8 protein-coding genes and 1 pseudogene are annotated in these 12,270 nt (G+C 68.5%); 6 read left to right on the top strand and 3 right to left on the bottom strand.

Annotated features, from left to right (window positions below; all coding sequences use genetic code 11):
* Window positions 1–545: 545 nt before the first annotated feature.
* Complete coding sequence (locus O1G22_RS00345) at window positions 546–761, top strand: hypothetical protein (protein ID WP_270079402.1); 216 nt, start codon at window positions 546–548, stop codon at window positions 759–761.
* A 3-nt stretch (window positions 762–764) separates the two neighbouring features.
* Window positions 765–2,090, top strand: a complete 1,326-nt coding sequence (locus O1G22_RS00340) for a cytochrome P450 (RefSeq protein ID WP_270079401.1) — start codon at window positions 765–767, stop codon at window positions 2,088–2,090.
* Between the two features lie 308 nt (window positions 2,091–2,398).
* On the opposite strand, the gene O1G22_RS00335 is transcribed toward O1G22_RS00340, so the two are convergent.
* The gene (locus O1G22_RS00335) at window positions 2,399–2,905 is read right to left on the bottom strand and encodes an SMI1/KNR4 family protein (protein ID WP_270079400.1); all 507 of its coding nucleotides are present in this window, start codon (window positions 2,903–2,905) and stop codon (window positions 2,399–2,401) included.
* A 534-nt stretch (window positions 2,906–3,439) separates the two neighbouring features.
* Here O1G22_RS00335 and O1G22_RS00330 point away from each other — a divergent pair.
* Window positions 3,440–3,856 (top strand): annotated as a pseudogene (locus tag O1G22_RS00330) (transposase domain-containing protein); the annotation flags it as partial.
* A gap of 359 nt (window positions 3,857–4,215) precedes the next feature.
* On the opposite strand, the gene O1G22_RS00325 reads toward O1G22_RS00330, so the two are convergent.
* Window positions 4,216–5,199 (bottom strand): LacI family DNA-binding transcriptional regulator, encoded by a 984-nt coding sequence (locus O1G22_RS00325; RefSeq protein WP_270086280.1) that lies wholly within the window; start codon window positions 5,197–5,199, stop codon window positions 4,216–4,218.
* 409 nt (window positions 5,200–5,608) lie between these two features.
* Entirely contained in the window at window positions 5,609–8,476 is a 2,868-nt protein-coding gene (locus O1G22_RS00320) for a glycoside hydrolase family 3 C-terminal domain-containing protein (RefSeq protein WP_428986299.1), read from the bottom strand.
* Window positions 8,477–8,673: 197 nt separating this feature from the next.
* On the opposite strand from O1G22_RS00320, the gene O1G22_RS00315 reads away from it, so the two are divergent.
* The 3 genes from O1G22_RS00315 to O1G22_RS00305 are packed head-to-tail and all read left to right on the top strand — an operon-like array spanning window position 8,674 to window position 12,265.
* A complete protein-coding gene (locus O1G22_RS00315) occupies window positions 8,674–10,356 on the top strand; it encodes a type 2 periplasmic-binding domain-containing protein (RefSeq protein ID WP_270079398.1) in 1,683 nt (560 codons plus the stop codon).
* 50 nt (window positions 10,357–10,406) lie between these two features.
* Complete coding sequence (locus O1G22_RS00310; protein ID WP_270079397.1) at window positions 10,407–11,300, top strand: ABC transporter permease; 894 nt, start codon at window positions 10,407–10,409, stop codon at window positions 11,298–11,300.
* Window positions 11,297–12,265 carry a carbohydrate ABC transporter permease gene (locus tag O1G22_RS00305; protein ID WP_270079396.1) on the top strand — a complete coding sequence of 323 codons (969 nt, stop codon included), beginning with the start codon at window positions 11,297–11,299 and terminating at the stop codon, window positions 12,263–12,265. The genes O1G22_RS00310 and O1G22_RS00305 overlap by 4 nt, the downstream gene beginning before the upstream one ends.
* Window positions 12,266–12,270: the final 5 nt, after the last annotated feature.

The following is a 12,270-nucleotide window of genomic DNA, read 5'->3' as shown; positions in this document are numbered from 1 at the left end:
TGTCGCTCGGTGCTCTCGCGGGAGCACGGCCCTGTGAGGGTGTCCGTGCTCCCGATGGCGGTGAGTGGAGAAGTCGACTTCCGGCATGCGCCCACAGGCCTGACGGGGATCACGGGCCTGGAGGAGTTGCTGTCTCTTCCGACTGTCGTCAACGTGACCAGCGGTGCCGGCCTTGTGGGTCAGCCGGGACGCTGCCGTGGGGGAGCGCGGTGCGGGTGCCGACGGCGGCTCTGTGGAGGGTTCCGGGGTCAAGGGGCTGGCGTCCTCGGCGGCGTCCTGCTGCTCCAGCTCCGAGGCCGAGCGGTAGGGCCAGATGGCCGCGTGTTCGAAGGCCGACAGCGGCTCGGTGATGCGCAGCCGGATCAGGTTCGGGCGGAAGGCGCAAGGCGTCGCCCACCGTCCGCGCCCAACCGGCAGGGGTCGGTGCCTGTCGAGTCAAGTCACGAGAACTCGGGACATGCCCCGAGCGGCTGGAGCCCGGTGAATAGAGGGCAAACGCCCGGGCCGACGGACGGTCCGAGCGATGGCTCGAAAGGAGAAAAATCATGGCTGCCCTGACTTCTCTGCGCAGGATCGCGATCGTCGCCGTCTCGGCCTTTGCGGCGCTGATCGGTGCCGGATCGGCTTTCGCGGCATCGGGCACCGCTTCGCTGGCCGGTGATCCCTCGGGCGCCAAGGTCGTGCACAGCAGCTCGGTGAGAAGCATGCTCGGCCGCAGCGCGCCATCGTACTGCTACGACCGCTACTGCCCCAGGAGGTGACCCGTGGCGGCGGCTTCCGTCCCTCCCCGCCTCGCAGGGCACGGGCTGGGCAACAGGCGTGCCTTCGAGCGGGACCGACTGGGTTTTCTGCTGCACCAACGGCAGTACGGGGACCTGGTCCCCGTCGACGACACTCTCTGCGTGGTCAACACGCCCGCGTTGGTGGAACAGGTGCTCAGGAACACCAATGGCACCTACAGCATCACGCGGGACCTGCTGGGTGAGGAGATCGACGGAAGCCGCGCCTCGGAAGGCCTCGCACAGTGGATGCGCGCCCGTCACCTCGCCGGACGTGGAGTGAACCGCAGCGGTCTGCGCGCCGCCGGGGACCACCTGGCGGCGGTCGTGGCCCGGCACGCCGAGGCGTGGCGGGAGGCGGGAGACATCGACGCGATCATCGCGTTGGAGGACCTCAGTGTCCGCCTCATCACCGAATTTTGCCTGGGCCCTGACCCCGGCCAGGTTCCGATGCTGGTCGCCCGGTTCCAGGACACACGCCTGCCCGGCAGGGTGCCCTGGCCAGGCTGGGCACCCGACCTGCGCAGACGGCGCTTGCACCGTGTGGAGCGGGAACTGGCCGCGGAGACGTCCCGCCTGATCGAGGCGCGCAGGAGACGGCCCGGGGGCTCTGCTTCGGTGGTCGCGGATCTGCTGAACGACGCGTGCGACCAGGGTGCGCTCACCCACCAGGGCGCGGTCAGCGTCGTCGTGTCCACTTTGTTCGCCGCGCACGAGACCACCGCTGCCGCGCTGGCATGGCTGCTGCTGTTGCTGGACCGGCACCCGCACGTGCGCCGGCAGGTCGTCGACGAGGTCGACCGGGAGTTGGACGGGCGGCTGCCGACGGCAAGCGATCTGCCGCGGCTGGCGGTCATCGGGGCGGTTGTGAAAGAGACACTGCGGCTGTACCCGCCGCTGTGGTACCTGGAGCGGACGGTTGCCGAACCCACCGAACTCGGCGGCCACCGGTTGCATCCCGGCCAGCGAGTCGCCCTCAGCCCGTTCGCGCTGCACCGCGATGCGCGCCTGTACGACCAGCCCTCCACGTTCCGCCCCGCCCGCTGGACCGACCGCCCCGCATCAACGCGGCTGCCCGCATACGCGTACCTGCCCTTTGGCGGCGGACCCAGGATGTGCCTGGGTGCGCACTTCGCAACAGTGGCGATGACGATCGCCACCGCCATCCTCACCTCCCGCTACCAGGTCACCCAGTCAGCCGACTGCACACCCACCTTCGACACCCGCACCATCCTGCAGCCCCGCGGCCTGATGCTGAATGTCACCGACCGCGCTCCGCTCCGCGCGCAGCACCTGCCGGCCGAGACCTAGTGCCGCCCGGGCCGAGGGTGCCCTGTGCTCCGGGCGCCGACCGGCGCTCCGTGCCGGTCCGACTTCGCTGTCACGGCCTTACGGATCATCAACCTTCCCTACGTTCTTCCCCGGGACAGGGCGAGCCCTCCAACGCCGAGCGCCAAAGTGGCCGACTGAAGCACTCATTGGCCGACTGAGGCGCTCAGTTGTCCTGTGTCAGCGAAAGTTGAGCGCGTGCCATCCGGGTTTGAGTGGCTTGGGTCGCTCACCCGTGATGTGACTTGCATCGATGGTCAGCGGGTTGGACCTCACGGCGTGATGCGCGTTCATGGGGTCTTCAGCCAATCGGTGTACCAGGCGCGAAAGCCGGGACTCACCGGTGCGAAGCCGCCCCAGTCCGGATCGATCAGCCAGACCTCCCCGGCTCGCGGACCGTTCAGGACCAGCCGGAAGAAGCTGCCACAGCCCAATTCGGCCAGCATGAGCGTGCCCCGGGTCAGCACGTCGGTCGGTGCGCCGATCCGGCCGGGCAGGGGTTCGGCGAGTGGGAACGGTTCGGCGAGTCGGCCCAGCAGCCGATCTTCGCGCCACTCGCTGTCCACGGCCCACCCCTCGCCGGCCTCAGGGCGGGGGACGGTCAACGGCATCAACCCGTGGCAGGGACCGGCGGGGCCGTCGCCCACCTCCGCGACGAAGGACCGGTACTCCATCGGCAGATCGATGCCGTGGCACTCCTCGAACCCTCGGATCTGCGCCTCCGGCAGCCGAGGCGCCAACTCGTACCGGTGCGTGTCCGCCCCAGAGCGCTCCCGCCCTGGGTCTCGTGCTGCCATCTCCCGAATCTGTGCGCGCACGCCGTCTTCGTCCCAGCTCTCCATCCAGCGACCGTAGCAAGGACACCTGCACCCAATCCGTCGCCCCGCCAGGCGCTACAGGAGAGTGCGGGCCGCGCCATGAGACACGGCCCGCAAATCAGCTTGTCTGACCACTGGCGCTTGTACGGGCCGCGATCGGGCTCGGGTCACGGTCTGAGCTCCGACGGTGATCCGGCGGGGTTTCCCCCCTACCCCTCGGCATCATCCGAGAGCGGAAGATCTTTCAGGGGAGGAAGAGTCAGTAGCGTTTCCGGGCTGATGGCATCAGGGTTGCTGATCTTGTTCACCTTCGCGATACCCCGCCAGACTTCCTCCTTGCCGTACGTCTTGAAGGCCCAATGCCACGAAGTCAACGCCGCAGCCGTCAAGTCAAGGGCGGTTGCAGGGTGGGTTGTTCTGGAGGCGTAGGGTGGGATCCCCTGGTAGGAGGAAGTCGACCAAGACGTTCCTGATCAGGGGATCCCGTTGTCGAGCCAGTCTGCCACTTGCACCATGACGCGTACTACGACCGTTGCTGCGGGCGCCTTCGCACCCGGTCACCTTGGCGGACTGACTCAGCACATACCATTTGAGCTCGTCGATGATGTGCTCGAAGAGACCAGGGGCGTCCAGGCTCGTGTCCGTACGCTTCCGTCCCGGGTGGGCATCTACTTCGTCCTGGCGCTCGATCTGTTCCCGGCTCTGGGATACCGACGCGTCTGGGACAAGCTCGTGGCCGGCCTGTCGGGCCTCGACCTGCGTATTCCCTCGGAAGCTGCCCTACGACAACTGCGCCGGCGCCTGGGCCCGGAACCGCTGAGAGCGCTGTTCGACGTTCTCGCGGTGCCGCTGGCACGGCCATCAACACCCGGTGTCCGCTACCGACGCTGGCGGACCGTGGCCTTCGACGGCTGCAGTTCCTTCAAGGCCGGACTGGTCTTGCTCCGCTGTGGTGAGCTCCGCCGAGCCTTCTGGGGTTGGTCGGTGCAGGACTGGGCGGATCTGATCGACTCAAGTGGGGCCGAGTTCCGACGTGCATGGGGCGGTCAGATCGGGCCCGACGTCCGGCAATTCGTGATCGTTTTCGCCTACCTGCTCGGCGAGTTCACGGCCTTCGACCGGCTCGGCCGCTTCAGCGAATCCACCCCGAACCGGCGCGACACCTGAACCTCGAACCAAACAACCTCGCTGGGACAAAACGCTCTTTCACCCGGGATTAAATCGTTCCGGTTTTGATGGTGACTCTAGATCTCCTGGCCAACTGGCCCCGCGGTCCGGCGGCGGAGCCATCAGTCCTTCGGTGGCGCCGTGCTCTCCCGTACGGTGAGGGTCGTCGCGATCTCCAGCCCGGTCTGGGGTGCCTGCTCACCGCGGCCGAGGGTCAGTGCGAGTTCGGTCGCCGCGATGGCCATCTCGGTCAGCGGCTGGTGGACGGTGGTCAAGGGCGGGTCCACCCAGGAGACCGCCGGCAGGTCGTCGAAGCCGACCACGCTCAGGTCCTCGGGGATGCACAGGCCGGCTTCGCGCGCGGCCTGGTAGACCCCGAGCGCCAGGAGGTCGTTCGCGGCGAAGATCGCGGTGGGGCGGTCGGGCCGGGACAGCAGGTCGCGCGCCGCGGTGTAGCCGTCCTCCCGGGTGAGCTTGGCGTGGACCACGAGGTCCGGATCGGCCGGCAGACCGGCGGCCTGCAACGCCGAGCGGTAGCCGTCCAGCCGGGCAACGCAGCACAGCACGTCCTGCGGTCCGCTGATCATCGCGATGCGGCGATGGCCCAGCTCGGTCAGGTGGCGGGTCGCGGCCCGGCCGCCGGACCAGTTGGTGGCGCCGACGAAGGGGACGTCGTCCGGCAGTTCACGGGTCGGATCGAAGACGACGAACGGAATGCCCTTCGCCTGGAGCTGCTCGCGCTCGGCCTCGGAGAGCTGCGCCACCGACAGCACGCAGTTCGGGCGGCGGGCCACGGTGTCGTCCCAGGCTGGAGTGGGTGAGTCGTGCAGGCCGAAGCGCGAGACCATCAGCCCCACGCGGTGCTTGCTGGCCACCCGCTCCACGCCCCGGATGATCTCCACGGCCCACATGCTCTCCAGCTCGCGGAACACCAGCTCCACCACGTTGTTGCGATTGGCCCCCGAAAGCTTGCGGTAGCCGTACCGGTCGATCAGCTCCTCGACGCGGGCACGGGTGCCGGGCGACACCCCCGACTTGCCGTTGAGCACCTTCGAGACGGTCGGAACCGATACGCCCGCCGACTCGGCGATGTAGGCGATCGTCACCGGCCGGGAGGAGTCACCCCCGGGGCGTTCGCCACCATCCGCGAGTCCTTCCGCTGCGTCGTCAGCCAAAGCCGCCTTCCGATCCTTCGCGTCCTCGCCGCCCTCCATGGTCGGCCGAGCGACCGGCAGCCCTGCCCGACGTGTGCGGCACCTTTGCGGTTGCCGCACAGCCGGACCAGGCACCGGCCCGCCTCATATTAGCTCTCTCCGCCCGCAAGCGACGAAACTTTCTGCGGTAGCCCAACGCGGCTTGCCTCGCCGGAGGCCGGGATCGCGCCGCAGGATGCGTGCGGTGGCAGCAGCACGATCCGGTGCATGACCAGCGAGCAAGCCGGCGCCACGGTCGGGCCCGGTCGTTCCCGGGGCGGCGCGGGCGCGGCCCGCCCCTCGGGGGGCGGGCCACCCGGTCTCAGTCCGCGACTGCGTGGGGTGAGGCGCAGCGGAAGGCGGCCAGCCGGAAGTCCCCGTGCAGGGTGAGGTGCAGGTCGTGCACGCCGTTCAGCGGTGCGGGGAACTCCTGGGTGACGGTCGTCCACGTGTAGCGGCTGCCGGTGATCGGTACGGGGAGGGCCGCGAGGAGGCGTTCGTCGGCCCTGAGTTCCAAGAGAGCCTCGCCCGGCCCGGTGTCCGCGCGCGCGACCTCGGCTTCCAGGCGGACCGCGGAGGTCAGGTCGGCGGAGCGGAAGAGGGCGGTGGCGGGTCTTGTGGGGTCCGTGGGGGTGATCGCGTCGCCGGTGGTGCGGGTGGCGTCGACGAGTGTGAGGTTCTCGTAGTCGTCGAAGTCGGCGGCCCAGGTGCGATGATCGACAACTGCCCGTGGTCCGGGAGCGGTTCCGGTGACGGTGAGGGGCGCGGTGAGGACGACGTCCTCGGCGGACCGGGCGATGAGGACCTCGTACGTGCCCGGGTCGGTGGTGAAGGCTCCGGTGGTGACGTCCCAGTGGGCGAGCTGTTCGGCGGTCAGGTGGAAGGTGACCCCATGGCTTTCGCCCGGGGCGAGCCGGACCTTGGCAAAGTCGGCGAGCCGTAGCCGGGGCGCCTCATAGCGGGCGTCCGTCGCGCGGACGTAGAGCTGGACGACTTCGCTTCCGGGGCGGGTGCCGGTGTCAGTGAGGGTGACCGAGATGTCGACCGTGCCGTCGGGGTCGATGGACGCTGCGGACAGGCGCAGGTCGTGGTAGGTGAAGTCGGTGTAGGACAGGCCGTGGCCGAAGGGGTAGAGAGGTGGGGTGCGGTGGTACTGGTAGGTCCAGCCGGCTTTGACGATGTCGTAGTCGAGTGGGTGGGGGAGTTCGTCCTCGCCCCGGTACCAGGTCTGGGGCAGGCGCCCGGAGGGGTCGGTTTCGCCGAGCAGGACGGCGGCCAGCCCGTGGCCGGCCTCCTGTCCCGCGTGTGAGGTCCACAGTACGGCGGGCAGGTGCGTGTCGGCCCAGTCCAGGGCGTAGGGGTAGCTGCTCATGACGACCAGCGCGGTCTGGGGGCGGACGGCGGCGACCGCCCGCAGCAGCTCCTGCTGTCCTTCGGGCAGTGCGGTGTTCGCGCGGTCCTGGGTCTCGCGGCCGCCGATCAGGGGGTGGTTGCCGAGGACGACGACGGCGACGTCGGCGCTCTGGGCGGCGGTCCGTGCTTCGGCGATGCCGTCGCGGAGCAGTTCGCGGTGGAAGGTTTCGGCGGCCTGCGGGGTCTCGGCCGTCATCCTCACCGCGCCGTCGGCGGGGTCGATGGCGGCGTAGCGGCCGGTGAGGACGTTGCGCAGCAGCACGGCGTCGGGGCCGCCGGCAGGGTCTGGTTCCAGGCGGAACGTTTCGTGGATGAACCAGGACTTGAGCTGTTGCTGGTCGGCTTCCAGGTGGCCGTCGTCCTTGACGCTCAGGTAGCGGCCGGTGTCGGCATCGCGCAGTGTCAGTGCGCCTTCGCCCCAGTCAGTGGTGTCGAAGGCGGTCTTGCCGAGCAGTTCGCCGGTGGTGCGCGAGCGCAGGGCGATGCGGTCGCAGCCCTCGACCCGGACCACGTGTCCGCCCTGATCGGCGAGTGCTGCTTCCAGCCCTGCGGCGGCAGTGACCTGGTAGGGCAGAGTGCCGCTGTACCAGTCCTCGCACAGGGTGTCGGACAGCGGGCCGATGACGGTGATCGTCGGGGTGCGGACTGCGTCCAGGGGCAGCAGTCCGTCGTTCTTGAGCAGCACCACCGACTCGGTCGCGGCGAGCCGGGCCAGCTCGCGGTGGCGGGGGTGGTCGATGACGTCGGGGCCGATGCCGGCGTACGGATCGAGGTGCTGGTCGAACTCGCCGAGCCGGAAACGCAGTTCGAGTTGCCGCCGTACGGCGCGGTCGACGTCGTCCTCGTCGATCAGGGATCGCTCGATGGCCTGGCGCAGCCAGCCGATGACGGTGGCGCTGTCCTGTTCGTGGTCGGTGAAGCTGTCGATGCCGGCCTTGAGGGCTGCGGCGAAGGCCTGGGGGTGGTCGTCGAAGTAGTGCTCGGGGTCGACGAGGTTGCAGGGTGCTTCGGCGTCGCTGACCACGAACAGCTCGTGGCCGGTGGAGACGGCCCAGCGCCGTAGTTCGTCCTCGATGAGCGGGCTGACGTGGCACGGGCGGCCGTTGACCAGGTTGTAGGCGGCCATGGCACCGGTGGCCGCGCCGGATGCGACGACGGGCCGGAACGCGGCCAGGTCGTATTCGTGCAGTACGCGCGGGCGCAGCCCGGAGGAGGTGGTACAGCGGTCGTCCTCGTTGTTGTAGGCGAGGAAGTGCTTGAGGACGGGGGCGACGCGCAGGTAGTGCGGGTGGTCGCCGGCCAGGCCCTGGCAGTAGGCAGTACCCAGCCGCGCGGTGTGCACGGGGTCTTCGGAGTAGCCCTCCTCGTTGCGGCCCCAGCGCGGGTCGCGCAGCGGGTTCACCACCGGGGCCCACGCCTGCAGGCTGTTGGTGCCCGGGCCGGAGGCGGGCGGGCGGTGGTGGTGGAAGGCGCGCAGCTCGACCGAGACGGCTTCGGCAACCCGGAGCACCAGTTCCTCGTCCCAGGTCGCGCCCAGCCCAACCGCCTGCGGGAAGACGGTCGCCTCGCCCAGCCAGGCCACGCCGTGCAGCGCCTCGGTCCCGGTGCGGAACGCCGAGACGCCCAGACGCGGCACCGCGGGAGCGTACTGGTGCAGCATCGCGAGCTTTTCGTCGAGGGTGAGTCGTTCGAGCAAGTCGCCGACGCGCGTCCGCAAGGACAGCGCCGGATCCTGGAACGGAAAGTTTTCGACAGCGGAGAGGGATGGTGGACTCACGCAGCTGACCCCTAGCAAGTGGCATGGAACAGAAGTCGAAGCGCATCGACGCTGCCACGCGGCTGTTCGGGCTGTCAACGAAAGCGAAAAGGGTTTTTTGCTTTTGTTTCTCCTCTTGTCTGGCGGGAGAACGGTCGATACGGTCCCGCCAATCGTCTAAGCGCTTCGACGCTTCACAGGGGAAGGGCCGCCTCCACATGAGCAGTCAGCTGAATCGCAGAACCTTCGTCAGTGCGGCCGCGTCGGTCGCGGGAGCCGCCGCGATGGCGCCGCTGCTGTCCGCCTGCGGAGGCGGCTCGCACCAGAAGACCGGTGCGAACACCAAGACGGGTCTGAAGGCGGCGCTGCCGGCCTACGTGCCCAGCACGGCCGTGAAGCCGGACATCCCGTCCGTGTCGGGTGGCGGCAACGGGGCGGCGACCGACCCGGCGTTCCTGCGCTACCCCACTGACCAGGTCGCGACGGTCTCCGGAGTACCGGGCAAGGGCGGCAGCTACACCGCGGTCACCCCGTTGTGGGGGACCGTCCCCCCCGCGGGGAACTCCTTCTATCAGGCCATGAACAAGGCCCTCGGCGTCGACCTCGCCGTCAAGCCGGCCGATGGCAACAACTACAACACCATCGTCCCCACCATGACCGCCGCGCGCCGCCTGCCCGACTGGATCCAGCTGCCGGCCTGGTGGAACAACGCCTTCAACACCGGCGAACTGGCCGGGACCCAACTCGCGGACCTCACCCCCTACCTGGCCGGCGACAAGGTCAAGAAGTACCCGAACCTCGCCGCCCTGCCCACCGGCGCCTGGCAGACCTGCGCGTGGGGCGACAAGATCTACGGAATCCCCTGCGTCTCCACCAACTTCTCGCTCGCCGGCGCCATCTTCTACCGCCGTGACAGCCTGGAGGCCAAGGGGATCACCGCGGACCAGGTCAAGTCCGCCGACGACATGTGGAACTTGGGCAAGGAGCTGACCGACGCCAAGCGCGGTGTGTGGGCCTTCGACGATGTGTGGACCTACCTCTCCCTCTTCTGGGGCGTGCCGGCGCAGTGGAAGCTGGTGGACGGCAAGCTGGTCCACAAGTACGAGCTGCCGGAGTTCCTGGAGGCCATGGACTGGCACTACCGCCTGGCGAAGTCCGGCTTCATGCACCCCGACGCCCTGGCGGGGAACAACGCCGGCCAGGGCACCCGGTTCTACTCCGGGAAGGTGCTGATCGCCGGCGGGGGCCTCGGCGCGTGGAACCTTGCCGACTACCAGTCGGGCACCGCCGCGGACAAGAACTACCGCCGCGGCTCGTTCAACGTCTTCGCCGCCGACGGCAAGAGCACCCCGAGCATCTTCCTGGGTCCTTCCGCCAGCATGATCAGCTACCTGAACAAGCGCCTGAAGCCGGCCCAGATCGAGGAACTGCTGTCGGTGGCCAACTACCTGGCCGCGCCCTACGGCACGCGCGAGTACACCATGGTCAACTACGGTGTCGAGGGCGTCCACTACACGATGAACAACGGTGTGCCGACGGCGACCAAGGAGGGCCAGAAGTTCGTCCAGGCGACCACCTACCCCTTCCTGGCCTCGCCGACCTCCGTGATCAGCAACCAGGGCGCCGACATCGTCACCAAGGACTACACCGCCTGGGCGGCCGCGAACGTGAAGTACGGGTACAAGCCGCTGTTCTGGAACGTGAACATCAGCATGTCGCAGTCGCTGGCGACTGCCGCCGCCGCGCAGTCGGTGGAGGACACCATCAAGGACTGCTACCACGGCAAGAAGAAGGTCTCCGACGTCCAGGCGGCCATCTCCAGCTGGAAGTCCAGCGGTGGTGACCGCCTGACGCGCTGGATGACCACGAACGTCCTGGACAAGGTCGGGACCGGCCAGTGAGCGTCCAGCAGTCGCAGGACACGGGACGCCCTGTGCGGCTGAACTGGCGGATGAGGATACGGCGCGACAAGACGCTGCTCATGATGACCGTGCCCTCGATCGCGCTGCTGCTGGTCTTCAACTACGCGCCGCTGTTCGGCCTGGCGACCGCGTTCCAGGACTACGACCCGCTGATCGGGGTCTGGCACAGCCAGTGGGTGGGATTCGACCAGTTCCGCCAGCTGTTCCACGACCCGCAGTTCTGGGACTCGCTGAAGAACACGATCTACCTCAGTTTCGTCCAGCTGATCCTGTTCTTCCCGATCCCCATCGTGCTGGCCCTGCTGCTGAACACGGTGCTCAGCATGCGGGTGCGCAACTTCATCCAGTCCGTGGTCTACCTGCCGCACTTCTTCTCGTGGGTGCTCACGATCACCATCTTCCAGCAGATGCTCGGCGGCGCGGGCCTGCTCAACCAGTACCTGCGCTCGCACGACATGAGCACGTGGGACATCATGACCAACCCGCACACTTTCGCCCTGCTGGTCACCGGCCAGGCGGTGTGGAAGGAGGCCGGCTGGGGGATCATCGTCTTCCTGGCCGCACTGGCCGGCATCAACAGCGAGCTGTACGAGGCCGCCGCAGCCGACGGCGCGGGGCGCTGGCGGCGGATGTGGCACATCACCCTGCCCGGCATGCGCGGAGTGATCGTGCTGATGCTGGTCCTGCGGCTGGGCAACGCGCTGTCGGTGGGCTTCGAGCAGTTCCTGGTCCAGCGTGACGCGGTGGGCCACTCGTCCGCGGACGTGCTGGACACCTTCTCCTTCTACTACGGCATCACCACCAACAACTACAGCTACGGAGCGGCTGCCGGGCTGTTCAAGAGCGTGATCTCACTGCTGCTCATCTGGGGTGCCAACAAGCTGGCGCACGCCTTCGGCGAAGACGGGTTGTACCGCAAATGACCAACACACTCACCATCAGCCCCACCCGCGCCGGAGCGGCGGCTCAGGCCCGCCACAGCAGGGCCGGATCGGCACGCCCGCCGTGGGAGGAACAGCCCACCGTCGTCGGACGGACCGTCAAGGGACTGACCCTGACCGGGGTCGTCGCGGTGGTGTTGGTCCCCATCTGGATCATCTTGGTGACCAGCTTTTCCACTCCCGGGGCGATCAACCGGGCCGGAGGCCTGGTGATCTGGCCGGACGGCCTGACCGTGGAGCCGTACCGCGAGATGCTCTCCGACCCGACCGTGCGGACCTCGCTGCTGGTGAGCCTGGGCATCACCCTGATCGGCACCGCGGTCTCGATGGCCGTGTCGGTCATGTGCGCCTACGGCCTGTCCCGGCCCCGCTCCTTCGCACACCGCTTCCTGCTGTTGCTGCTGATCGTCACGATGTTCGTCAACGGCGGCCTGATCCCCACCTTCCTGGTCGTCACCGACCTCGGCGGCTACGGCAAGTACTGGGCACTGATCCTGCCCAGCGCGGTCTCGGTGTTCAACATCCTGGTCCTGCGCGCCTTCTACTCCGAGACCTCCGGCGAGCTCATCGACGCGGCCCGGCTCGACGGCGCAGGCGACTGGCGGATCCTGTGGTCCGTCGTCCTGCCCACCTCGCGCGCCGTGACCGCCGTGGTCGCCCTCTTCTACGCAGTGGGCTACTGGAACGCCTTCTTCAACGTGATGCTCTACATGCCCACCGACAGCCAGAAGTGGCCGCTGCAGTACGTCCTGCTCACCTACGTCAACCGCGGTGTCGGCCTGCCTGGCTCGGTCAACGCCGGCTTCGGCAGCGTCCACGCCCAAACCGCACCGCTGTCCCTGCAGATGGCGGTCGTGGTACTGACCCTGGTCCCGCTCCTGATCGTCTACCCGTTCGTCCAGAAGCACTTCCGCACCGGCGTGCTGACCGGCGCGATCAAGGGCTGACGTGA

It is taken from the genome of Streptomyces camelliae, from assembly GCF_027625935.1.
GTDB lineage: Bacteria > Actinomycetota > Actinomycetes > Streptomycetales > Streptomycetaceae > Streptomyces > Streptomyces camelliae.
This window is presented reverse-complemented; position numbering and strand designations above follow the sequence as displayed.